Source organism: Stenotrophomonas sp. Pemsol (assembly GCF_003586545.1).
Taxonomy (GTDB): domain Bacteria; phylum Pseudomonadota; class Gammaproteobacteria; order Xanthomonadales; family Xanthomonadaceae; genus Stenotrophomonas; species Stenotrophomonas sepilia.
Map to the genome: position 1 here is coordinate 3,306,765 of NZ_CP025780.1, position 24,177 is coordinate 3,330,941.

The following is a 24,177-nucleotide window of genomic DNA, read 5'->3' on the forward strand; positions in this document are numbered from 1 at the left end:
TCCGGAACATCGGGGCCGCGTTTTTTGTGGCATCGTCGAGCAGAGAAGCAGGTTGGTCGAGCGCGGGGGGCAGAGGGGCTTGCGTGCGAATGTCCCCCGGCGCCGGCCTGCGGCCGTCACCTCCTCCTTTACTTCGCACGCAAGCCCCTCTCCCCCCGCGTGTCAGGCATCCGGGCGGCTTTGGCACTGGCTCTTACTATCCGCAAGCCGAGCCGCAGCGCGGGTGGCAGGCGTTTGGACAAAGTAAAGGAGGAGGCGACCGCCACAGGCGGGCGACGGGGGACATTTGTCCAAATGCCTGCCACCCGCGCTGCGGCCCGAACGCTCGCAATGAGAGTGATCGCGGCTCAACAAAAAAACCCCGGCAAATGCCGGGGCTTTTCATTTGGAACGGCGCAGGCGCCTTACTTCTTCTTCGGCATGTACAGATCGGTGATCGTGCCGTCGTAGATTTCCGAGGCCATCGCCACCGATTCGCTCAGTGTCGGGTGCGCATGGATGGTGTGGCCGATGTCCTCGGCTTCGGCACCCATCTCGATCGCCAAGCCGATCTCGGCCAGCAGGTCACCGGCATGCACGCCGACGATCGCGCCGCCGATGATGCGGTGAGTCTCCTCATCGAAGATCAGCTTGGTGAAGCCCTCAGTGCGACCGATGCCGATCGCGCGGCCGCTGGCGGCCCACGGGAACTTGGCCACGCCGACCTTCAGGCCCTTGGCCTTGGCTTCGGTCTCGGTCACGCCCACCCAGGCGATTTCCGGGTTGGTGTAGGCCACCGACGGAATCACACGGGCGACCCATTCCTTCTTGTGGCCAGCAGCCACTTCAGCCGCCAGCTTGCCTTCGTGCGTTGCCTTGTGGGCCAGCATCGGATTGCCGACGATGTCGCCGATGGCAAAGATGTGCGGCACGTTGGTGCGCATCTGGCGATCAACCGGGATGAAGCCACGCTCGGTGACCTGCACACCGGCCTTCTCGGCATCGATCTTCTTGCCGTTCGGCGAACGCCCGACGGCCACCAGCACACGGTCGAAAGTGCCCTGCGCCAGCGCCGGTGCCTGGCCTTCCTCGGCCGCCTCGAAGGTCACGGTGATGCCCTTGGCATCGGCGGTGACGCCCGAGGCCTTGGTCTTCAGGTGCACTTCGATGCCCTGCTTCTTCAGGCGGTCGGCCAGCGGCTTGACCAGGTCCTTGTCGGCGCCCGGCATCAGCTGGTCCATGAACTCGACCACGGTGACCTTGCTGCCCAGTGCGCTGTACACAGTGGCCATTTCCAGGCCGATGATGCCGCCGCCGACGACCAGCAGCGAGCCCGGCACTTCGGCCAGCTCCAGCGCGTCGGTGGAATCCATCACGCGCTTGTCGTCCCACGGGAAGTTCGGCAGCTTCACCGCCTGCGAACCAGCGGCAATGATGCACTTCTGGAAGCGCAGCAGCTGGGTGCTGCCGTCTGCGGCGGTGATCTCCAGTTCGTTGGCCGAGAGGAACCTGCCGACGCCCTGCACGTTGCGGACCTTGCGCTGCTTGGCCATGCCGGCCAGGCCCTTGGTCAGCTGGTTGACGACCTTTTCCTTGTACTGGCGCAGCTTGTCCAGGGTGATGGTCGGCTTGCCGAACTCGACGCCGAAATCGCCGGCGTGGGCCACTTCGTCGATCACCGCGGCAGCGTGCAGCAGCGCCTTGGACGGAATGCAACCGACGTTGAGGCAGACGCCGCCGAGGCTGGCGTAGCGCTCGACCAGCACCGTATCCAGGCCGACGTCGGCGGCGCGGAAGGCGGCGGTGTAGCCGCCCGGGCCGGAGCCCAGCACGACCATTTCGCATTCGATGTCGGCCGGCTTGCCACTGGACAGCGCCGGCTTCGGTGCCACCGGCTCGGCCGGGGCGCGGTGCGAGGGGGTCACCGGCGGCTTGCTGGCCGGAGCGGCCGCAGCCGGAGCCGGCGCAGCGGCCTTGGCCGGGGCATCGGCGGCGCCTTCAGCGTCCAGCACCACGACCACGGCGCCTTCGGACAGGGTATCGCCCAGCTTGACCTTGATCTCCTTGACCACGCCGGCCGCCGAGGACGGCACTTCCAGGGTGGCCTTGTCCGACTCCAGGGTCACCAGGCCCTGGTCCTTCTTCACCGTGTCGCCGACGGCGACCAACACTTCGATCACCGGAACATCGCTGTAATCGCCGATGTCGGGAACCTTGACTTCAATCGTGGCCATGGTGGTTTTCCTTGTGCCCGGCCGGCAGGGCCGGCGGGCTGTCACTGCATCTGTTCACGCGGCCGCGCCAGGGGCAGCGGCCGCACGGTGGGGGCGAAGCGATGCCTTACAGCAGCACGCGGCGCATGTCGGCCAGCACCTGCGACAGGTACGTGGTGAAGCGTGCGGCCAGGGCGCCGTCGATGACGCGGTGGTCGTAGCTCAGCGACAGCGGCAGCATCAGCTTCGGCGCGAACTCCTTGCCATTCCAGACCGGCTGGATGGAGGACTTGGACACGCCCAGGATGGCCACTTCCGGCGCATTGACGATCGGAGTGAACGCGGTGCCGCCAATGCCGCCCAGCGAGCTGATCGAGAAGCAGCCGCCGCTCATGTCGGCCGGGCCCAGCTTGCCGTCGCGCGCCTTCTTGGCCAGCTCGCCGGTTTCCTGCGCGATCTGCACCACGCCCTTCTTGTCCACGTCGCGGATGACCGGCACGACCAGGCCGTTCGGCGTATCGGCGGCAAAACCGATGTGGAAGTACTTCTTCAGGGTCAGGTTCTCACCGCTGGCATCGAGCGAGGCGTTGAACTCCGGGAACTTCTTCAGCGCCGCGGCGCTGGCCTTGATCAGGAAGGCAAGCATGGTCAGCTTGATGCCGGCCTTCTCGTTTTCCTTGTTCAGCGCCACGCGCAGGCCTTCCAGGTCGGTGATGTCGGCCTGTTCGAACTGGGTGACGTGCGGGATCATCGCCCAGTTGCGGGCCAGGTTCGCGCCGGAGATCTTCTTGATGCGCGACAGCGGCTGGACTTCGGTCTCGCCGAACTTGCTGAAGTCGACCTTCGGCCACGGCAGCAGGTTCAGGCCACCACCGGCGGCGACGGCGCCACCGGCAGCTGCTGGCACACCACCACTGAGTGCGGCCTTGACGAACTTCTGCACGTCAGCCTTGGTGATGCGGCCCCCCTTCTCGGTGCCGTTGATCTGCAGCAGGTCCACGCCCAGCTCGCGGGCGAACACGCGCACCGCCGGGGTGGCGTACGGCACCTTGGCCGGCAGCACGCCATCGGCGTTGAACTGCACCGGCGGGCTGGACGGGGTGCCGGCCGAAGCGATCTCGCGCGCCGCCAGCTTGTCCGGCTGTGCCGGCACAGCGACCGGCTCGACCTTGGTGGCGGTTTCGGCGGCGGCCGGGGCAGCAGCAGCGGCGGCCTTGCTCGGGGCCGGCGCCGCAGCGCCCTCGGCCTCGATGATGGCGACCAAGGCACCCTGCGACAGGGTGTCGCCCACCTTGACCTTCAGTTCCTTGACCACGCCAGCGACCGAGGACGGCACTTCCATGGTCGCCTTGTCGCTTTCCAGCGTCACCAGGCCCTGGTCCTTCTTGACCGTGTCGCCCACGGCGACCAGCACTTCGATGACCGGGATGTCGGTGTAATCGCCGATGTCCGGCACCAGCGCTTCCACTGCGCCACCGCTGGCGGCCGGAGTGGCCGGAGCGGCGGCCGGGGCCGGCGCGCTCTGGGTGGCGGCAGCCGGGGCAGCGGACTTGGCCGGTGCCGGTGCGGCGGCGGCCGGCGCGGCGGCTTCGCCTTCGGCCACTTCGATCAGCGCCACGACCTTGCCTTCGGACAGGCTGTCGCCCACCTTGACCTTCAGTTCCTTGACCACGCCTGCCACCGAGGACGGCACTTCCATCGTCGCCTTGTCGCTTTCCAGCGTCACCAGGCCCTGGTCCTTCTTGACCGTGTCGCCGACGGCGACAAGCACCTCGATTACCGGGATATCGCTGTAGTCACCGATATCGGGGACAAGTGCTTCCTTGATTTCGGCCATGGGGATAACTCCGGCAATCTGGTGTAGGGAAACGTCTATTGTGCGGCCAGCGGGGTCCAGCGCCAACCGTTACAGGTGTTTTCAGTACGCACGCAGCCGGGACAGGCTGTTGCCCACGGGTCCCGGCCGCGACCAGTCGGTAGCGTATTGTCCGGACGATGTCCGCTTCATGTCGCCAGTGCGTCTGCAACCGGCTGCCAGGCCTGGCGCAGGCGCGGCAACGACCACGCCGCATTGGCCGGGCTGGTCGAGGGCAATGCAACCACCTGTGGCGGGGCCTCCAGCTGCGGCAGCACCCAGCGCTGGAACGCCTGCCATGATGCAGCGCCATTGCAGCCGATCAGCGTCAGCTCAGGCAACGTGGCGATCAGTTCCGGCAGTGCATTGGCCACTTCCGTGCCACGCACGATGTCCGCGTCCAGGCTGCCTCGGCGCTCGCAGCGACCGATCACATCCCACAGACCGATGCCCGCGGCATTCAATGCCTGCAGCCGCGCGGCGTAGGCCAGATCCGCGTCGAAACCACAGATGTCGGCCATCAGCGGCCAGAAGCGGTTGCGCGGATGGGCGTAATAGCGCTGCTCCTGCAGGGACGCCACGCCCGGCATCGAGCCCAGCAGCAGCACCCGGCACTCCAGGTTCACCTGCGCTTGCAGGCCAATGCACAACGTTGCTGTGCTCACATCTTCTCCAACTGCATGAATGTCCCCGAGCGCCAGAAACCCCATGAATACAGGCGTTCCGTACCCGTCGCTGAACAAGGAAAACTATTTTTTAACGTGCGTCGGATTCGATTCATGTTGGGGCGACTACGGTGTGCTCGCCCCGCAACCGGGGGCCCAAAACAAGAAACATTAGGAGATACCCCCATGCGCTCCATCCGTATCCTGAGTCTCGCCCTGCTGACCTCCGCCGCCTTCGCGCCGGCCGCTTTCGCCCAGGACAGCAGCAGCACCGACACCGCGTCGGGCAAGCATTTTGCCGTTGTTGGCGGCATCTCGCTGCTGGAACCGAAGAACGACCCGATCTCCGGCGTGAAGAAGACCGATGGTGGCCCGGCGCCGACCGTCAGCTTCAGCTACTACATCAACGACAACTGGGCCGTTGAACTGTGGGGCGCCGCCGACAAGTTCGACAACAAGTTCAAGGGCCCGAACAACGCCCGCCTCGGCTCGGTCGAGCAGCAGCCGGTCGCGCTGAGCGGCCAGTACCACTTCGGCCAGGCTGACAACGTGTTCCGTCCGTTCGTGGGCGTCGGCTACTACCAGTCGAGCTTCAGCAACGAGAAGCTGGGCAACGGCGCTGACACCGACATCCGCTTCAAGGATGCCAAGGGCGTGATCGGCACCGTCGGCGTCGACATGAACATCAACTCCACCTGGTTCGCCCGTGCTGACGCCCGCTACATGCGCGCCCGCCCGGACATCAAGGTTGGCGGCGAGAAGATCGGCGAAGCCAAGATGGATCCGTGGACCGTCGGCTTCGGCATCGGCGCCCGCTTCTGATCCAGGCTGCACCTGCTTCACTGATGCAACGCGACGGGCCCTTCGGGGCCCGTCGTCGTTTCCGTCACCGGCGTTCTGTAGAGTCGAGCCCATGCTCGACTGCCTTTTTGTAGAGTCGAGCCAAGCCCCCTATCCCGAGTCGAGCGGCGGGCTCCGCGCGCATTGCGATGCGTTACGTTCAATGGCGCCCACGGTCAATGGTGGCGCGGCTCGGCTCTACAGACACAGGACGCGGAGACACGATGGACGACGTCGACCTGCTGGTGATCGGTGGCGGCATCAACGGTGCCGGCATCGCCCGTGACGCCAGCGGCCGCGGCCTGCGCGTGCTGCTGTGCGAGCAGCACGACCTGGCCGCGCATACCTCCAGCGCCAGCAGCAAGCTGATCCACGGCGGACTGCGCTACCTGGAACAGGGCGAGTTCGGGCTGGTGCGCAAGGCGCTGGGCGAACGCGAGGTGGTACGCCGGCAGGCGCCCCATCTGGTCCATCCATTGCGCTTCGTGCTGCCGTGGGAACCCCATCTGCGCCCACGCTGGATGCTACGCGCGGGACTGTGGCTGTATGACCACCTGGGCCGTCGCAGCCCGGCATTTCCCGCCTCGCGCGCCCTGGACCTTCAGCGCGATCCGCTCGGCCCCTGGCTTTCCCCGGATCTGCGGCAGGCCTTCAGCTACGCCGACGCGCAGGTCGATGACGCGCGACTGGTGCTGCTCAACGCTCTGGATGCCGCGCAGCGGGGCGCACAGGTGCGGGTGCGCAGCCGCTGCATCGACCTGCAGCCCTTGCCGGGCCGGTGGCAAGCGGTGCTGGAATCCGCTGATGGTCAGCAGCAGGTGACCGCGCGCGCCGTCGCCAATGCGGCAGGGCCGTGGGCCGGCGGCCTGCTGGAACGGATGGAGGCACGCAGTGGCGGCCCCGCGCTGCGGCTGGTACAAGGCAGCCACATCGTCCTGCGCCGGCCCTGGCCCAATGACAGCGCGTGCCTGCTGCAGCAACCCGATGGACGCGTGGTGTTCCTGTTGCCCTTCGCCCACGACCACCTGCTGGTTGGCACCACCGACACCGACTATCGCGGCGACCCGGCGCGCTGCAGCGTGCTGCCTTCAGAGGTGGCGTACCTGTGCGAAGCGGCCAACCGCTACCTGCATGAACCCATCGCGCCGGAAGATGTGGTCTGGCAATTCGCCGGTGTCCGCCCGCTGCTGGCTGATCCCGATCCGCGCGCGGCAAGACTCAGCCGCGATTACCGCCTGCAGCTGCAGGTGGACCCGGCACCGGCGCTGCATGTGCTGGGCGGCAAGCTGACCACCTACCGGGTGCTGGCCGAGGAAGCGCTGGAGCTGCTGCGGCCCGCCCTGCCGCAGATGGGAGCGGCGTGGACAGCAAACGGAGACCCGCTGCCAGGCAGCGACTGGGGCGACGCCGCGCAGGCGGGCGCGCATCTGCAGGTATCGGCACCATGGTTGCCCGCAGGTATCGCGCGACGCTGGGCCGGGGCCTATGGCAGTCGCAGCGCGGAACTGCTGCAGGGTGTACGGGGCCTGCACGATCTTGGCGAGGCGTTTGGCGGCGGCCTGCATGCCCGGGAAGTGGCCTTTCTGCGCGAGCAAGAGTGGGCGCGCACTGCCGAGGACGTGCTGTGGCGAAGGAGCAAGCTGGGGTTGCGGCTGGACGCTGCGCAGGTGACACGGCTGCAGGCGTGGATCGAACACTCCACTCTGTAGAGCCGAGCCATGCTCGGCTGCGTTGTGCAAATGCAGCCGAGCATGGCTCGGCTCTACAGAGAGAAAGGTAAGTTACCCTGACTGCTCTACCGGAGACGCTGCATGACGCCCCGCTACGTGCTGGCCATCGACCAGGGCACCACCAGTTCGCGCGCGATCCTGTTCGACCGTGCCGGCGACATCATCGGCAGCGCGCAGCGCGAGTTTGCACAGATCTTCCCGCAACCCGGCTGGGTCGAGCATGACCCGCGCGAGATCCTCACCAGCGTCTATGCCACGCTGACCGAACTGCTCAGTCGCGGGCAGATCGACCCGCGCCATATCGCCGCACTGGGCATCACCAACCAGCGCGAAACCACCGTGGTCTGGGACCGTGCCACCGGCCAGCCGATCCACAACGCCATCGTCTGGCAATCGCGGCAGAGCCACGCCATCTGTGAACGACTGAAGTCCGAAGGCCATGAAGCGCTGATCCGCGAGCGGACCGGCCTGCTGATCGATGCCTATTTTTCTGCGACCAAGGTGCGCTGGATCCTCGACCACGTGGAAGGTGCGCAGCAGCGCGCCGAACGTGGCGAGCTGCTGTTTGGCACCATCGACAGCTGGCTGGTGTGGAACCTCAGCGGCGGCCAGGCGCATGTGACCGACTACAGCAACGCGGCGCGCACGCTGTTGTTCAACATCCACACGCTGGACTGGGATGACGATCTGCTGGCCCTGCTCGACATCCCGCGCGCGATGCTGCCGCAGGTGCGCGACTCCAGTGCGGTGTACGCACACACCCGGCCGCAGTTCTTCTTCGACCACCCGATCCCGATCGCCGGCATCGCCGGTGACCAGCAGGCGGCACTGTTCGGCCAGGCCTGTTTCCAGCCGGGCATGGTCAAGAACACCTATGGCACCGGTTGCTTCATGTTGATGCATACCGGCGCGCAGGCGGTACGGTCGCGCAACGGCCTGCTGACCACCATTGCCTGGGGCCTGGACGGGCGCGTGGAGTATGCGCTGGAAGGCTCGATCTTCATCGCCGGCTCGGTGGTGCAGTGGCTGCGCGACGGACTGCGCATGATCGAACGCGCCAGCGACAGCCAGGCACTGGCCGCGCAGGTGCCCGACAGCGGCGGCGCCTATCTGGTGCCGGCGTTTGTCGGCCTGGGTGCGCCCTATTGGCGCAGTGATGTGCGCGGTGCGATGTTTGGCTTGACCCGTGGCACGGGCAAGGCGCATTTCGTGCGCGCCGCGCTGGAAGCGATGGCCTACCAGACCCGCGACGTGCTCGATGCCATGCAGTCCGATGCGGGCATCGCACTGACCGAGCTGCGCGCTGATGGCGGTGCGATCGGCAACGACTTCCTGGCCGGCTTCCAGGCAGACATCCTCGGTGTGCCGCTGCTGCGGCCGCGGTTGACCGAAACCACCGCGCTCGGTGCGGCCTATCTGGCCGGCCTGGCCGTCGGGTTCTGGTCAAGCCGCGAACAGATCGCTGCACAGTGGGGCCTGGACCGGCGCTTCGAGCCACAGATGGAGGTGTCGCGGCGCGAGAAGCTGTATGCGGGATGGCAGCAGGCGGTTGCCGCCACCCTCGCCTTCCACGTCGATTGAAACTGCAATGCCCTGCCCTGCTGCGGCACGTGGAGTGACACGGAAGAGCCGAGCGATGCTCGGCTGCCGTTGGTGAAATGCCGGAAACAGCAGAGCCGAGCGTGGGCTCGGCTCTACAGGGCAGGCAGTGTCGACCAAGGTCGACACCCACCATTCAAATCAACAGATCAGCCGCAATCAGAACGCCGGCAGCACCGCGCCCTTGTACTTGCTCTCGATGAAGGCCTTCACCTGCGGGCTGGTCAGGGCCTTGGCCAGCTTCTGCACACGGGCGTCGTCCTTGTTGTCCGGGCGCGCGACCAGGAAGTTCACGTACGGCGAATCCTTGCTCTCGATCGCCAGCGCATCCTTGGTCGGGTTGAGGCCGGCGTCCAGCGCATAGTTGGTGTTGATCAGGGCCAGATCGACCTGGTCCAGCACGCGCGGCAGCATCGCCGAGTCCAGCTCGCGGAACTTCAGGTTCTTCGGGTTGGCGGTGATGTCACGCTGGGTCGACAGCGCGTTGGCCGGGTCCTTCAGCTCGATCACGCCGGCCTTGTGCAGCAGGATCAGCGCGCGGCTGTTGTTGCTCGGATCGTTCGGGATCACCACGTCGGCACCGTCGCGCAGCTCGGCCAGCGACTTGACCTTGCGCGAGTACGCACCGAACGGCTCGATGTGCACGCCGATCACCTTCACCAGGTCGGTCTTGCGGTCGCGGTTGTAGGCATCCAGGTACGGCTCGGTCTGGAAGTAGTTGGCGTCCACCTGCTTCTGCACCAGCTGGTCGTTGGGCTGCACGTAGTCGTTGAATACGCGCACGTCCAGGTCCACGCCTTCCTGCTTGAGGATCGGCTTGACTACCTCGAGGATCTCGGCATGCGGCACGGCCGTGGCGGCCACCACCAGCTTCTGCGAGGGCTCGCCGGACTTGCCGCAGGCGGTCAGGGCCAGCGCAGCGGCGAGCAGGGACAGCAACAGGGTCTTCTTCATGGGGGACGGGGTTCTCGGGGGGGGAGTGTCAGGATTTTTCGTAGTTGCTCAGGGCCAGCTCAAGCAGCGCCTTGGCCTGCTCGCGCAGCATGATCGGCTCGATGATCTCGGCATCCGAACCATAGTGCAGCACGTCCATCAGCAACTCTCGCGAGACGCTGTACGGCACCTTCAGTTCGTAGCGGCCATCGGCCAGGAAACGACCCTGCTGCTTGGAATGCCAGTGCTCGTCGGCCACCCAGCGCGCAGCCTTGGCGCTGAACAGGATGGTCGCCCAGCCCTTCGGCGCACCCGAAAAAATGCCATAGCTGGCGCCGAGCTGCTCGTCCAGCTCGCTGTCGGCGACATCGCGGGCGGCACTGTCGATTACCCGTGCCTTGTGGATGCGGTCCACCGCGAAACTGCGCAGCGCCTCGCGGTCATGGTCCCAGGCATCCAGGTACCAGTTGTCGCGATAATGGGTCAGGCGCTGCGGCGAGACGGTGCGCTTGGTCGGCTCGTCGGTGGAGCGGGCGCGGTACTCGAACGCCAGCTGGCGGCGCTCCAGCACCGCCGAGGCCACGCTGCGGAAGCTGCCTTCATCGAACTTGCGGCCACGGTGCGGAATCACCCGCACGCGGTCGACCGGCCAGCTGGAGACACCGGCCTGGGCTGCCAACAGGCTCTCGATGCGCTGCTGCAGCGGGGCCAGCACCGACGACAGCACGCCACCGCCGGTGCGCGCCAGCAGGTGCTGCGAGGCCAGCAGGGCATGCAGCTCCTCCGAGCTGAGCCAAAGGCCGGGCAGCTCGAAGCGATCGCTCTCGTCGGCCTGGTAGCGGAAGCCGGCCTCGCCGTCGCCCTCGATCGGTGCCATCAGCGCATCGCGCAGGAAGGCCAGGTCGCGGTAGACGGTGGCACGGGAACAACCGAGCTTGTCCTGCAGGGTCGCCACCGTCACCGGATAGCGCGCGGACTTGAGCAGACGATGCAGGGCGGTGATGCGTTCGTATCGGTCCATACCCCCGATTATGTCCGAGTCGCGGGTCTTGTGTGGGACGTTTGGGCTATCGTGGTCGCCCCCACCCCATGGAATGCCCGATGCGCCGGTTGCCTGCCCTGTCCCTGCTGGCCTGCCTGCTGCTGGCCGCCTGCGATCGCGCGCCGGCGCCGGCGGGCACCGAGGCCCCGGTACCTGCCGCCGATCCGGCACAGGCGGTGCTGGGCGCCAGCCAGCGTTTCGCCGCCCTGCGCAGCTTCCACGCCGAACTGGAAGTGCTGGGCGCGCCGCAGCGGATACGCAGCGCCATGGACTTCGTTGCACCCGACCGTTTCCGGGTGGAGACCCCGGCCGGGCCGCAGACCATCATCGGCGACACCCTGTTCCTGCAGGCCGACGGTGCGATCCGCCAGGTGCCGGCCCCGCCCGGCCTGCTCGAGCAGTGGCGCAACCCGCTGCCGGCCGACGCCCTGCCCGCCGACCTGAAGGCCGAAGATCTCGGCAGCCAGGCGCTGGACGGGGTCAAGACCCGTCACTACCGGCTGCGCGGCAACCAGCCCGGCGAACGCCTGGAGTACTGGGTGGATGCCCAGGGCCTGCCACGCCAGATCGTGCGCAGCGGCAGCAGCAATGGCCGCAGCTTCCAGCTGCGCCTGCGCTATTCGCGCTTCAACGACCCCGCATTGCGTGTCGATCTGCCCTGAATAGGCGATCGCGGCAACGTTCGCTGAAGCACGCTTTGGATCGATTCGGACCGCCATCACGCTTCCAGTATCATCACCGGCTGTTAACCGTTCCGGAGAAGCCTCGATGTCCCTGCGCGTGTCCCTGCTGATCCCCCTGCTGCTGTGTGCGCCGCTCGCATACGCGCAGGATGCCTCCGAACTGGCGGCGATGTCCTCGCCGTGGAGTGGCAGCGGCGGCGAGCTCGGCTTTGCCTCGGCACGCGGCAACAGCAGCACCGAGAGCTTCAACGGCCGCCTGCGCCTGCGCTACACCGACGGCGACTGGGTGCACAGCATGGACCTGTTCGGCCTGCGCTCCAGCTCCAAGGTGACCGAGACCAATGACGACGGCACCACCACCCGCCGCAGCAACACCACCGCCAACCGCTACACCGGCAGTGCGGGCAGCGCGCTGCAGCTGGGCGAGCACCGCCAGCTGACGGCCACGGTGCGTACCGAGCGCGACGACTTCGCCACCTACGACCGCCAGAGCTCGTTCGGTCTGGGTTACGGCACCCGACTGTGGAACACCGAGCGCTTTTCGTTCGACGCGCAGATCGGCCCCGGCGTGCGCCGTACCCACAGCACCGAGGATGACCGCACCCGTACCGGCATGATCGGCCGTGGCCTGTTCGACCTGAAGTACTCGCTGACCGACAACACCGACCTGGTGAACACGCTGCTGGTCGAGTCCGGTTCGTACAACACCTTCGGCCAGAACGACTTCGGTGTCTCGGTGAGCATGAACGAGCACCTGGCGCTGAAGGCCGGCTGGCAGGCGCGTTACAACAGCGACGTCGCTGTCGACAAGCGCAAGACCGATACGCTGACCACGATGAACGTGGTCTACAAGTTCAAATAAGAAACGGGCGCCAAGGCGCCCGTTCTTCATTTCGGTAGTGCCGGCCGCTGGCCGGCAACAGCGTTCAATCGGCGGCATGAGGTTGCCGGCCAGCGGCCGGCACTACCTGCGGTGCCTCAGACGTTCAGCAGTTCGCCAGCACCATCGTCCAGCAGCAGCTTCGCCACCTGCTGGCCCAGCGCTTCCGGATCGCGGGCCGGACCCACCGCTTCGGCACGCACGGCGCGGCCGTCACTGGCGCTGCCGACCAGGCCCTGCAGGTGCAGGTCGTCGCCCTGCCACTGCGCGATCGCCGCCACCGGCACGTGGCAGCTGCCATGCAGCGCGCGGTTCATGGCCCGCTCGGCTTCCACGCAGGCGCGCGTGGCGGCGTCATCAAGCGTGGCGAACAGCGCCATCAGGCGCGTGTTGCCTCCGTCGCACTCTACCGCCACCGCGCCCTGCGCCGGCGCCGGCAACCACTGCGGCGGTTGCAGGCGCGCGACGATGCGCTCGCCCAGGCCCAGGCGCTCGAGGCCGGCCACCGCCAGCACGATGGCGTCGTAGCCACCGTTGTCGAGCTTGGCCAGGCGGGTGTTGACGTTGCCACGCAGGTCCAGCAGCTCCAGGTCCGGGCGCAGCGCGCGCAGCTGGGCCTGGCGGCGCAGCGACGAGGTGCCGACCCGCGCGCCGATCGGCAGCGCGTCCAGCGAGGCGTACAGGTTGGAGACGAAACCATCGGCCGGGTCGTGCCGGGTCAGCATCGCCGGCAGCGCGAAGGGCGCGTCCAGTTCCATCGGCACATCCTTCAGCGAGTGCACGGCGCAGTCGGCCTCACCCCGCAGCATGGCCAGCTCCAGTTCCTTCAGGAACAGGCCCTTGCCACCGATGGCGGCCAGCGAGCGGTCCAGCACCTCGTCACCGCGGGTGCTCATCGGCACCAGTTCCACGTGCAGGCCGGGGTGGGCCTGGCGCAGGCGGTCGGCGACGTGTTCGCTCTGCCAGAGGGCGAGCGGGCTCTTGCGGGTAGCGATGCGGACAGTTTCCATACGGTCATTATCGCGCCTTCGGCGCGGATACGGCCAACGGCGGAGCCCCTCGTGGCTGGCTGGGGGGCGTGAAAGCAACAGCCGTGCTTGGCCGGGCGGGATGGACTGCGCAGGGGCCGCTGCAAGTACGTCCATGTAAGCTCGGTCGCCGCATCCATGCGGCTCACGCCCCTGCGCAGCCCACTCGCCCCCCCCCCCGCCGCCCCACCCCGGCCCAACCCAGCACGTAGAAACAACGAGCCATGACCCGCTGTTGCTGTTGCTGTTGCTGTTGATTTCACAGCAGTCGCGGCCGCAGGCCGCGCGGAACTCTCACAAGTGCCGCAGTTCCTGCTTCAGCGTCGCCACGCACCGGCGGCTGACTTCCAGCGGCTGCTTGCCATGCCGCAATACCGCCTGCACCTGCCCGCCCGAGCCTCGACGCAGCTCCACCAGCTCGTGGCGTGCCACCAGGCAGTTGCGATGGATGCGGATGAAACGGCTGGCGAACTCTTCTTCCAGCGACTTCAGCGATTCCTCGATCAGGTCCTCGCCGCGCGCGTGGTGCACCACCACGTACTTCTCCTCGGCCTGCAGGTAGTGGATATCGTCCAGCGGAATCAGGCGCAGGCTGCCGCGCAGGCGTGCGCACAGCACGCTGCGTGCCTGCTGCCCGCTGTGCTCCTGCGGCCGGCCATCGCGGCCGGCCAGGAACGTGCGCGCACGTGCGATCGCCGCCGCCAACCGTTCGGCACGCACTGGCTTCATCAGGTAGTCGATCGCTGCAGCCTCGAACGCCGACAGCGCATGCGCATCGTAGGCGGTGCAGAACACCACCGCAGGCCGAGGTTCGAAGCTGGCCAGGTGGCGGGCCGCTTCCAGGCCATCCAGCCCGGGCATCGCGATATCCAGCAGGACCAGGTCCGGCTGCAGCTCCGCGCACGCGTGCAGGGCCTGCTCACCGTTGCCGGCCTCGGCCACCACGTCCACGCCGTCCTGTGCCGCCAACAGGCTGCGCAGGCGCTCGCGCGCCAGCGGTTCGTCGTCGGCGATGACTACCCTCACGATCGTTCCCTCACTGGATCGGCACTGTCACCTGGCAGGCATAGTAGCCCTCGCTCCAGCCAGCCGTCATCCGCGCGGCGCTGCCGAAGCGCCAGGCCAGCCGATGGCCGATGCTGTGCTGGGCATGACCGGCGCCGCGTGCCAGCGCCAGCCCCGGCGCCTGCGGATCGGGTGCCGGGTTGCGTACGCGGATCTGCAGTTCATTGCCCTCGCGCGCCAGCTGCAGTTCGATGGTGCCGCCGTCGGGCAGGCGCGAGATGCCATGCAGCACCGCGTTTTCCACCAGCGGCTGCAGTACCAGCCTTGGCAAGGGCAGGTCCCAGGGCAGCGGCTCGTCGCGCTGCCAACGCACCTGCAGGCGTTCACCCAGGCGCAGCGATTCGATCGACAGGTAGCGCTCGGCCAGCTCGCATTCGTCGCGAAGGGTGGAATCGCCCTCGCCCGCCCCCAGCGCGGCACGGAACAGATCGGACAGGTCCAGCACCGCGCGCTCGGCGACTGCCGGGTCACGATGCAGCAGGCTGGCGATCAGGTTCATGCTGTTGAACAGGAAATGCGGGCGGATACGCGCCTGCAGCGCGTCGGCCTGCGCGCGCGCGTTGGCCTGCACCTGCGCGGCCCAGCGATCGCTTACGTAGAAGTAGCGCAGCGCCAGCGCGGCGATCAGCGCCGTGGTTGCCGCGCTGCCGAGGGTGAAACGCCAGAAGCTGATGCCGCTGGCGAAGCTGTCGCCCAGCACCGCGTACAGCGCGTGCACGATGCCGGCGCAGACCACCGCGATCAGGGTTGCCAGCACGGTCGCCGCAATGGCGCCCAGCACCGGCGGCAGCCGCGACAGGGTCTGCCGCAGCAGGCAAAGGCTGGCGGTCACCGCCAGCGCCAGCCACAGCGCGAATCCGCTGGCCGACAGCAGTTCGCCGAAGGTCCAGTGACGGCTGCCGTCCGGCGCCAGCGCCAGTACCACCACCACCAGCTCGGCCAGGCCGAGCATCGCCGCCAGCCGTGGCAGGCGGCACAGTTCCGGCATCCACGGCGGTGTGCTGGCCGGCGACATGGCTCAGGCGGCGCCCAGGCGTTCCTGCAGCCAGTCACCCAGTGCCTGGATCTCCTCGGCACAGACCTGGTGGGCCATTGGGTAACTGTGCCACGCCACATCCAGGCCCAGCGTATGCAGCGCCTGCGCGCTGTGCGCTGCGACGGCCTGAGGGATCACCGGGTCGCCACTGCCATGGGCCATGAACACCGGCACCTGCACCGCGCCGTCAACACGCGTGGCGCTGTCGGCTTCGGGCAGATAGGTGGACAGCGCGATCAGGCCGGCCAGCGGTGCGGTACGCGAGAGCGCGGCCGTCAGGATGATCGCCCCACCCTGCGAGAAGCCTGCCAGGAAGATCTTCTCCGGCGCGATGCCGCGCTCGATCTCGCGCGCGATCAGTGCGTCCAGCTGCACCACCGATTCCTGCACGCCGGCCATGTCGGCGCGCGAACGGAAGTCCATGCCCACGATGTCGTACCAGCCGCGCATCGGCACGCCGTTGTTGATCGTGATCGGCCGCACGGGTGCGTGCGGGAACACGAAGCGCAGCGCCGGCCAGTGCGGCCGCACCAGTTCCGGCACGATCGGCGCGAAATCATGGCCGTCGGCGCCGAGGCCGTGCAACCAGATCACCGACCACTGCGGCGAGGCGCCGGTTTCCTGTTCCACCGTTTGCAGCATGATGCGGCTCCTTCAAGTTCGAGCCGCATTATGCCGCTGGCGCGGGGCAATCAGTACAGCGGCGGTTGCTCGGCCGCTTCCCGCCGCAGCTGCGCGGCGCGTACCAGCACCGGTGGCGGGATGTTCTCTTCGGGGATATCGAGCAGGCCGAGGCGATGCAGGAAAGCACCGGGGCCGCGCGAGGAGGTCAGCGCCACCACCGGAACGGCCAGAACCATGCCGATCACCACCGGCGCCATCCAGGCCGCCAGCGACGGCGATACCGCCCAGGCCAGCACGCCCATGAAGGCGCCGAACACACCCAGGCCACCGTAGCCACGGATCAACGCCATCCATGAGATGCCGCCGTCGTCACGCTGCTGCGCGTCCCAGCCGGAATCGCGCCCGGACAACACTTCGGCCACGCCGCGTGACTGCACGTACATCACCACCGGCGCCATCAGCGCGGCGAGCACGGTTTCCACCAGCATCGATACGAAGGCACGGATCGGACCGCCACAACCGCGGCGGTCGACCGGGTCCAGCAGCATTGCCAGGTAGCCGAGCACCTTGGGCAGCAGCAGCACCGCCATGGTGGCGGCGAACAGGCGCACCACCTGCTCTTCATCCTGTGCGCGCCAGTACACGCTGGGCGACAGGTGCAGCAGGGCGTTGAAATCGATGCCTTCCTGGAACAGCGGGATGGCGATGCCGATCAGCATCAGCATCGCCCACATCGGTGCGGTGAAATAGTGGCCGATGCCGATCAGCATGTGCGTGCGGCTGATCCAGTGCAGCCCGCGGCTGCCGACCACCTTGCCGTGCTGCAGGTTGCCCTGGCACCAGCGCCGGTCGCGCACCAGCAGGTCGGTCAGCGTCGGCGGGCCTTCCTCGTAACTGCCACCGAGGTAGGGCACCATGTGCGCGGCCCAGCCGCCACGACGCATCAGCGCCGCTTCGACGAAATCGTGGCTGAGCACGTGGCCGCCGAACGGCTTGCGCCCCGGCAGCGCCGGCAGGCCGGCGTGGTCGGCGAAGGCGCGGGTGCGAATGATGGCGTTGTGGCCCCAGTAGTTGCTCTCGGCGCCGTGCCACCAGGCCACGCCGCGGGCGATCACCGGCCCGTACACGCGGCCACCGAACTGCTGCATGCGCGCGAACAGGGTGCGGCCGCCGATCACCGACGGCAGGGTCTGGATCAGTCCGACGTCGGCGTTGTGTTCCATGCCGGCCACCAGGCGCACGATGCTGTCGCCGGTCATCAGGCTGTCGGCGTCAAGGATCAGCATCTGCGGGTAGGCACCGCCGAAGCGGCGGACCCAGTCGGCGATGTTGCCGGCCTTGCGCCCGCTGTTGTCACCACGGCGACGATAGAACAGGCGCGTCTGCCCCTCCGGCACACGCTCGCGCAGCTCGGCGAACACCTGTTCCTCGGCAGCGGCGATGTCCTCGCGGCGGGTGTCGCTGAGCACGAAGAAGTCGAAGCGGTCGAGCTGGCCGGTGGCCGCCACCGACTCGTAGATCGCCTGCAGGCCCGCCAGCAGGCGGCGCGGGTCTTCGTTGTAGGTCGGCATCAACAGCGCAGTACGGCTGTGCACGGCCGGCAACGGCTTGTCCGGGTCGATGCCGAGCCGATAGCCCCGGTCGAACACAGCGGTCAGGAAGCCGGCCAGGGCGCTGGCAAAGGAGAGCGCGATCCAGGCAAACAGGCCGACGAACAGCACCAGCAGGCAGGCTTCGAGCACGCTGATGCCATTGGCCGACAGCACCCGCCACATCATCCGCGTAGCCACGGCGGTCATGCCGAGCGTGCCACCAAACAGGTACAGCCGGCGCAGGCCGATCAGGCGCGGCGAGGTGCGATGCCGCCGGACCTTCAGTGCGCCTTCGCGCAGGGTCTGTTCGGGCATCGGCAATGGCGATTCAGCGGGTAGCAGCGCCCAGCCGGCATCGAGCCGGGGCGTTCCTGCTTCCGCATGGATGGTCTGCACCCCCATCGTCGCTTACTCCGCGCCGTCGGCACGGCCGGCCATCCCGGCCGGGCTGCATGCACCAAGGTTCCCGGCGCGCTTTCCCGGCGCCCGCACTTGTCCTGGCTGTGTCGGCCTCACGCCGCACAGTCGATGTCTGTCACTACCGGAACCCACACGATCTCCAACGGGGCGGAATCGAAAATGCGGCCCAGTCTAGGGCCCAGAATGTAAGCCGGGTGCGAAGGTCTACACCGGGATTTGTCCCCATTCAGCAAATAGCAGGCGATCACGCCAGGGCGTGGCCAGATGTCACTGCATCGCCCCCGGTACTGGATCGTAACAAACGCGAACGGTTATCATTTAATCAACCAGGCAGGTCACCGTCTTCCGCGCGGCCGCGACCCACCCAGCTGCGCCGGTCCAGACCGCGCACCCGACGACCCACGGAAGGGGGGGGCTGCCTGCTGTCTGCCTGCGCCTGCTGCTTCCACCGGGTCACCCCACCTCCCATGGAAGCCGTCATGTCCCTGTCGTCCCGTTCCCGTTCCGCGCGCCTGCCGCGCACCCGCCTGGCCACCGTCTGCCTGCTGGCCCTGCCCGGCCTGGCCGCCGCAGAGGCCGCCGCCGATGCCTCCACCAAGGACCTGGATACCGTGGTGGTCACGGCTTCAGGCAGCCAGCAGTGGATCAAGGATGCCCCGGCCAGCATCAGCGTGATCAGTCGTGAGGACATCGAGCGCCAGCCGGTACCGGACCTGGCCGCCCTGCTCAGCCGCGTACCGGGCGTGACCGGCGGCCTCAGCGCCGTCGGCGAGCAGTCCAAGATCAAGCTGCGTGGCATGCCGTCCAACTACACGCTGGTGCTGGTGGACGGCAAGCGCATGGGCAGCTCGGCCTCGACCAACTATCGCCCCGACCTCGGCCGCCAGGACCTGAACTGGATCTCGCCGGACCAGATCGAGCGCATCGAAGTGGTGCGCGGGCCGATGTCGTCGCTGTATGGCTCCGATGCGATGGGCGGGGTGATCAACATCATCACCCGGCGCATCGGCGACGAATGGAACGGCAGCGCCACCCACAGCTACACCCGCCCGGCTGACGGCAAGCGCGGCGATACCCAGCAGATCGGCGCCACGTTCTCCGGGCCGCTGGGCGAACGCTTCGGCCTGCGCATCGGTGCCAACAGCATGCGCCGCGATTCGGACCGCTCCAACGGCGGTGTCTCCGGCAATGCCTACGCGGGCGAAAAGGACCGCAATGTCGATGCGCTGCTGCAGTGGAAGCTGAGCGACGCACAGGAACTGTCGCTGGAAGCCGGGCACGGCGTGCAGCAGGCCTTCATCGATGCGTCGCTGGAAAAGCAGGACGAAGGTGCCTGGGGTGCCAGTGAGCTCAAGCGCAGCTCGCTGGCGCTCAACCACGATGGCAAGTGGCGCTTCGGCAATTCGAAGATCAGTGCGTACTGGACCGAGTACAGGAACGACATCGGTGCTGCCGGCCGTTCCGAAGCCACCGATACGATCATCGAGGGCAGCCTGACCACGCCGTTCACCCTCGGCGTTGAACACCAGTTCGCCGTAGGCGGCCAATGGAAGCGGCAGGAGCTGACCAACACCGACACCATCGGCCGCGCGCCGATCGACTATGCCGGCAACGCGGTCAGCGGCTCCACTCTGGACGTGGACACCTGGGCGCTGTTTGCCGAGGACGAGCTGAAACTGCACCGCACCCTGGCCCTGACCGTGGGCGCGCGCCTGGACCATCACGAGCAGTTTGGCGGCCACGTCAGCCCGCGTGCGTACCTGGTCTGGCACCCTGCCGAACAGTGGACGATCCGCGGTGGCGTCTCCAAGGGCTTCCGTGCGCCCAGCCTGACCGAGAACTCGGCCAGTGCCGCTACCCAGTCCGGGGGCCGCGGCTGCACCTCGCTGATTCCGCTGGGCTACACCCGTGGCGGGTGCTACATGGCCGGCAACCCGGACCTGGATCCGGAGACCAGCACCAACCGCGAGATCGGCATCAGCTTCGACAATGACCTGATCGATGTCGGCGTGACCTATTTCCACACCGACTTCCGGAACAAGATCGAGTACGCACCGCTGGGCCGGTTCAACGGCATCTGGTGGACGCGCATGAACAACGTACAGCGCGCGCGCACCCGCGGCATGGAAGGCAACCTGAACGTCCGCTTCGGCGAGCAGTGGCGCTGGCGCACCTCGGCGACCTGGATGAAGGAAGCCAGGAACCTGACCACCGGCCGCAACCTGATCGATACACCGGAGTTCTCCGGCTATTCGTCGCTGGACTGGGCGCCCAGCACGGTGTTTTCCGGCAGCCTGTCGGCGCAGTACACCGGCAGGCAGACCGGCACCGCCACGACCTTCCTCAAGGCCTATACGCTGTATGACCTGACCGCGGCATGGAACGTCAACGAAGTGCTGACCCTGCGCGGTGGCGTCAGCAACCTGGCCGACAAGAAGCTGTATGCGGAAGGCTCCACCGACTACTTCGTCGCCGGGCGCAGCTACTTCCTGAGCATGACCGCGCGGTTCTGACCGGCGGCACGCGCCGTGATCGCGCTGGCGACATGCCAGCGCGATCGACGGTGTTGCGGGTTACTCGCGTTCCAGCGCGGTCGGTGCCGCATCCCGCGTGGCGGCCGTGCGCGCACGGTCCATCGCCACCGCCAGTTGCTGGCGTGCGAGCAGTTGTTGTGCCTGCACCACTTCAGGTGTCGGCAGGAGCACCGGTCCCGGTGCGTTTTCCGGTGTAGCAGGTGTGGTCATGCAACCTCCATGGACATCCCGCCGCCGCACGGGTTCAGCCGGGGCGGCAGCGGAACTGCGCACCCTATCCTAAAAACAAGGCGGGCGGGTGACGGCGCGGCGCTTGGCCGCAGGCGCGGGAACAAGGCAGGCGTCACATTCTTGACGCTAGCGCTTGGATCCTGAATAGGACTTGTCCTATCATGAAAACGTTTTCTCACAGGGATGTTTCCCAATGAATACCACTGACCTGTCCCAGTTCAGCCCGAAGTGGCAGTTCCGCTTCAACTTCTTCCGCCAGCACGGCGCCCCCAAGAACCCCGGCTTCAAGCAGGCCTGGAAGGCACTGTCCTTTGGTGACCGCCTGAAGATCAACCTGAACTTCTTCGCGTTGTTCTTCGGTGCCATCTACCTGCTGATTCTCGGCATGTGGCGCAAGGCACTGGTGGTGATCGGCATCAACATTGCGCTGGCCATCGTCAGCATGTTCCTGCCGGATGTCGTCGGGCGCATGCTGTTCATCGCCATGAACCTGCTGGTCGCCTCCAGCACCAACTACAGCTACTACCTGGAAAAGGTGGAAGGACGCGCCAGCTGGAATCCGTTTGAAGGAATGTTCTGAGCCATCAGACCTGCGCAGGATGCGCGGCAAGGATGCATGCGACGCCCGGCAGCCGCCGGGCGTCTTCGTTTCCGGCATCAGGCCGCGCGGCGGGCCATGCCCTCCGGCTCGGCCTGCAGGCGGAAGCGCGACACCGCCACTGCCAGCTGCTCGGCCTGCTCCTCCATCGCACGGGCGGCGGCACTGGCTTCCTCCACCAGCGCGGCGTTCTGCTGGGTGGTTTCGTCCATCTGCACTACGGTCTGGTTGACCTGCTCGATGCCGGCAGACTGTTCGCGCGACGCGGCCGAGATCTCGGCCATGATCTCGTTGACCCGGCCGACCTGACCGACGATGTCCTGCATGGTGCGCCCCGCACCGTGCACCAGCTGCGCGCCGGCACCGACCTGGGCCACCGAGGCGTCGATCAGCTCCTTGATCTCCTTGGCAGCACCCGCCGAGCGCTGCGCCAGCGCCCGCACTTCACTGGCCACCACTGCGAAGCCACGGCCCTGTTCACCGGCGCGCGCCGCTTCCACTGCGGCGTTCAACGCCAGGATGTTGGTCTGGAACGCAATGCCATCGATCACCGAGATGATCTCGGCGATGCGCTGCGAAGACGCCTCGATCTGCTCCATGGTGTGCACCACCTGGCTGACCACCTGGCCGCCTTCGCTGGCCACGCCCGCTGCGGAACCGGCCAGCGTATTTGCCTGCAGCGCATGGTCGGCGTTCTGGCGCACGGTGGAGGTCAGTTCTTCCATCGACGCGGCGGTTTCCTCCAGGTTGGCGGCCTGCTGCTCGGTGCGGCGCGACAGGTCACTGTTGCCGGCGGCGATCTCACCGGCGGCCAGGCGGATGCTGGCCGCCGACTGCTGGATCTGGCCGACGATCTGGGTCAGCTGCTGCACGGTGCTGTTGGCATCGTCGCGCATCACCGCAAACACGCCGTGGAAGTCGCCCTGCATGCGCGCACTGAGGTCACCGGCGGCGATCGCGCGCAGCAGCGTCGACAGTGCCGCCAGGTTGTGGTCGCTGACCTGCATCATTGTGTTCAGGGTCTCCACCATGCGGCGGAAATCATGTTCGAAGCGCAGTGCATCACCGCGCACGGCGAAGTCACCGGCGGCGGCGGCGGCGGCCAGTTGCTGGATCTGCTCGTTGATCGCGGCCAGGTTGCGCTTGGTGGTCGCCATTGCGGCAGTGAACACCGCCTTCTCGCCCGGCAGCACTTCCATGTCCACGCTGAGGTCGCCCACGGCATAGCGCTGCATCACTTCAACCAGGCGCTGGGTGACCGCATTGCTGGAGGCCACCAGCTGGTTGCTGTCGGCCACCATGCGGCCGTACTCGCCCGGGAAGGCCGCAGCATCCATGCGATAGCTGAGTTCACCGGCATCGTGCCGGCGCGCCATTTCGGCCTGCGCAGCCATCACCGACTGCAACTGCCCACGCATGCCCTGCATTGCGTCCAGCAGGCGCCCCACTTCGTCGTTGCTGCGCGCCGGCAGCGTGCTGTCCAGCTTGCCGGCGGCGACATCACCGGCCACGCGTACCGCTTCGGCCAACGGGCGGATCGCCAGGCGGCGCAGCAGCACGTAGACGCCGGCGCTGAGGGTCAGCGCGGCGATCACGCCGACCAGCAGGGTCAGCCACAGCAGCTGGCGTGCCTCAGACACGATCACCGCATGCGGCATCACCACGCCCAGCGCGAAGCGTTGCGGGGCGTCGCCCACGCGCAGCGGCACATACACGCGTACGTTGCCGGCCGCGTCGGGGCTGAAGGCCTCGAACGGACGGTCGGCGGCGATGTCGGCCAGCATGGTGCGGGTCAGGGCATCGTTGCGCGGCTTGCCGATCTCGGCGGCATTGGCCGAGGCCAGCACCACGCCCTTCGGCGACAGCAGTTCGACGCGGCCAGCCCCCATCGGCTTCAGCGTTGCCAGGTGCTTCTGCAGCGCTGCCAGCGAGAAGTCGACGGTGAATACACCGAGGAACCTGTCGTTCTCGATGATCGGCGTGCTCAACGTGCTCATCAACACCTGCTGCCCGGCGATGTCATAGGCATAGGGTTCGCTGACCTTGGGCAACTTGTCGCGGCTGGGCACCATGTACCAGTCACCGGAACCGCTGGCAGTCTCGGTGTAGTCGGTCATCACCGACTGCTGCGGTTTGCCGTCGTGCCAGGCCCAATAGCTCATGTAGCGGCCGGTGGCATCGTGTGCTTCGGTATTGACGAACTCCGCATCCTTGCCGTCGAAGGCGTCGGCCTCCCACATGGTGCTCTTGCCCAGCCATTGAGGATGAGCACGCAGCTGTTCGCCGAGCACCGCCGCCAGGCTGGCGCGGTCGGGTATGTCACCACGGGCACGCTGGGCCAGCACGGCCTCGACCATGGCGTCATTGCTGGCGAAAGCGGTGCCCAGATCAGCCGCCACCTGGCGCGCCTCGGCGTTGGCCTCGCTGGTCATGGTCTGGCGCGAGGCGCTGATCAGACTGGCGCTGGCCTGTCGGTAGATCAGGAACGCGGTCAGGCCGAAGCACAGCAGCGCGATCACGGCGGTGCCCAGCATCAACTTGTGGGCGATGCTGCCTGGGCGTTGGGCAGTGGCAGAGCGGGAAGAAGGCATGGGAGGGTCCGCAAGGCAGTTCAGGACGACCGGCACCAC

At 67.3% G+C, this 24,177-nt stretch carries 19 protein-coding genes; 7 read left to right on the forward strand and 12 right to left on the reverse strand.

The annotated features are described in order from the left end of the window. Nucleotides 1–404: 404 nt before the first annotated feature. The 3 genes from lpdA to PEM_RS15175 form a co-directional block, all read right to left on the reverse strand. The gene (lpdA, locus tag PEM_RS15165) at nt 405–2,213 is read right to left on the reverse strand and encodes a dihydrolipoyl dehydrogenase (protein ID WP_111127537.1); all 1,809 of its coding nucleotides are present in this window, start codon (nt 2,211–2,213) and stop codon (nt 405–407) included. A gap of 106 nt (nt 2,214–2,319) precedes the next feature. Continuing rightward, nucleotides 2,320–4,029 carry a dihydrolipoyllysine-residue acetyltransferase gene (gene aceF, locus PEM_RS15170; protein ID WP_111127539.1) on the reverse strand — a complete coding sequence of 570 codons (1,710 nt, stop codon included), beginning with the start codon at nt 4,027–4,029 and terminating at the stop codon, nt 2,320–2,322. Between the two features lie 167 nt (nt 4,030–4,196). Continuing rightward, complete coding sequence (locus tag PEM_RS15175) at nt 4,197–4,712, reverse strand: DNA-deoxyinosine glycosylase (RefSeq protein ID WP_111127541.1); 516 nt, start codon at nt 4,710–4,712, stop codon at nt 4,197–4,199. Between the two features lie 186 nt (nt 4,713–4,898). Between PEM_RS15175 and PEM_RS15180 the strand changes: the two genes are divergently transcribed. The 3 genes from PEM_RS15180 to glpK all read left to right on the forward strand — a co-directional run bounded on the left by PEM_RS15180 (nt 4,899) and on the right by glpK (nt 8,863). Next, nucleotides 4,899–5,534 carry an OmpW family outer membrane protein gene (locus tag PEM_RS15180; RefSeq protein WP_005419535.1) on the forward strand — a complete coding sequence of 212 codons (636 nt, stop codon included), beginning with the start codon at nt 4,899–4,901 and terminating at the stop codon, nt 5,532–5,534. A gap of 242 nt (nt 5,535–5,776) precedes the next feature. Next, a complete protein-coding gene (gene glpD / locus PEM_RS15185) occupies nt 5,777–7,261 on the forward strand; it encodes a glycerol-3-phosphate dehydrogenase (protein ID WP_005419536.1) in 1,485 nt (494 codons plus the stop codon). Nucleotides 7,262–7,363: 102 nt separating this feature from the next. Continuing rightward, nucleotides 7,364–8,863, forward strand: coding sequence for a glycerol kinase GlpK (gene glpK, locus PEM_RS15190; RefSeq protein ID WP_065178005.1), 1,500 nt, complete (start codon nt 7,364–7,366; stop codon nt 8,861–8,863). Between the two features lie 177 nt (nt 8,864–9,040). On the opposite strand, the gene PEM_RS15195 is transcribed toward glpK, so the two are convergent. Next, nucleotides 9,041–9,835 carry a MetQ/NlpA family ABC transporter substrate-binding protein gene (locus tag PEM_RS15195; protein WP_053500668.1) on the reverse strand — a complete coding sequence of 265 codons (795 nt, stop codon included), beginning with the start codon at nt 9,833–9,835 and terminating at the stop codon, nt 9,041–9,043. A gap of 28 nt (nt 9,836–9,863) precedes the next feature. Continuing rightward, on the reverse strand, nt 9,864–10,835 hold the full coding sequence (locus PEM_RS15200; RefSeq protein WP_005419539.1) for a YafY family protein: 972 nt from the start codon (nt 10,833–10,835) through the stop codon (nt 9,864–9,866). An 80-nt stretch (nt 10,836–10,915) separates the two neighbouring features. Between PEM_RS15200 and PEM_RS15205 the strand changes: the two genes are divergently transcribed. Both PEM_RS15205 and PEM_RS15210 read left to right on the forward strand, forming a co-directional pair. Further along, nucleotides 10,916–11,518: a hypothetical protein gene (locus tag PEM_RS15205; RefSeq protein WP_111127543.1), complete on the forward strand. Its 603-nt coding sequence runs from the start codon at nt 10,916–10,918 to the stop codon at nt 11,516–11,518. 106 nt (nt 11,519–11,624) lie between these two features. Beyond that, nucleotides 11,625–12,401 (forward strand): DUF481 domain-containing protein, encoded by a 777-nt coding sequence (locus PEM_RS15210; RefSeq protein WP_049413237.1) that lies wholly within the window; start codon nt 11,625–11,627, stop codon nt 12,399–12,401. 116 nt (nt 12,402–12,517) lie between these two features. Here the strand turns inward: PEM_RS15210 and hemC are convergent, their stop codons facing one another. From hemC to mdoH, 5 genes are all read right to left on the reverse strand, one after another. Then, the gene (hemC, locus tag PEM_RS15215; RefSeq protein WP_061479896.1) at nt 12,518–13,429 is read right to left on the reverse strand and encodes a hydroxymethylbilane synthase; all 912 of its coding nucleotides are present in this window, start codon (nt 13,427–13,429) and stop codon (nt 12,518–12,520) included. Nucleotides 13,430–13,741: 312 nt separating this feature from the next. After that, entirely contained in the window at nt 13,742–14,473 is a 732-nt protein-coding gene (locus tag PEM_RS15220; protein ID WP_053497027.1) for a LytTR family DNA-binding domain-containing protein, read from the reverse strand. A 10-nt stretch (nt 14,474–14,483) separates the two neighbouring features. Next, complete coding sequence (locus PEM_RS15225) at nt 14,484–15,527, reverse strand: sensor histidine kinase (RefSeq protein WP_181453248.1); 1,044 nt, start codon at nt 15,525–15,527, stop codon at nt 14,484–14,486. Between the two features lie 3 nt (nt 15,528–15,530). Continuing rightward, entirely contained in the window at nt 15,531–16,190 is a 660-nt protein-coding gene (locus PEM_RS15230) for an alpha/beta hydrolase (protein WP_111128044.1), read from the reverse strand. Nucleotides 16,191–16,240: 50 nt separating this feature from the next. After that, entirely contained in the window at nt 16,241–18,166 is a 1,926-nt protein-coding gene (gene mdoH / locus PEM_RS15235) for a glucans biosynthesis glucosyltransferase MdoH (RefSeq protein WP_005419550.1), read from the reverse strand. 497 nt (nt 18,167–18,663) lie between these two features. Here mdoH and PEM_RS15245 point away from each other — a divergent pair, with 497 nt between their 5' ends. Continuing rightward, nucleotides 18,664–20,697 (forward strand): TonB-dependent receptor, encoded by a 2,034-nt coding sequence (locus PEM_RS15245; RefSeq protein WP_111128045.1) that lies wholly within the window; start codon nt 18,664–18,666, stop codon nt 20,695–20,697. Nucleotides 20,698–20,757: 60 nt separating this feature from the next. Here PEM_RS15245 and PEM_RS20335 read toward each other — a convergent pair whose 3' ends face one another. Further along, nucleotides 20,758–20,928 carry a hypothetical protein gene (locus PEM_RS20335; RefSeq protein WP_162911597.1) on the reverse strand — a complete coding sequence of 57 codons (171 nt, stop codon included), beginning with the start codon at nt 20,926–20,928 and terminating at the stop codon, nt 20,758–20,760. Between the two features lie 214 nt (nt 20,929–21,142). Here PEM_RS20335 and PEM_RS15250 point away from each other — a divergent pair, with 214 nt between their 5' ends. Beyond that, nucleotides 21,143–21,529 carry a DUF2628 domain-containing protein gene (locus tag PEM_RS15250; RefSeq protein WP_014648516.1) on the forward strand — a complete coding sequence of 129 codons (387 nt, stop codon included), beginning with the start codon at nt 21,143–21,145 and terminating at the stop codon, nt 21,527–21,529. Nucleotides 21,530–21,606: 77 nt separating this feature from the next. Here the strand turns inward: PEM_RS15250 and PEM_RS15255 are convergent, their stop codons facing one another. Continuing rightward, nucleotides 21,607–24,138 (reverse strand): methyl-accepting chemotaxis protein, encoded by a 2,532-nt coding sequence (locus tag PEM_RS15255; protein ID WP_111128047.1) that lies wholly within the window; start codon nt 24,136–24,138, stop codon nt 21,607–21,609. Nucleotides 24,139–24,177 lie beyond the last annotated feature (39 nt).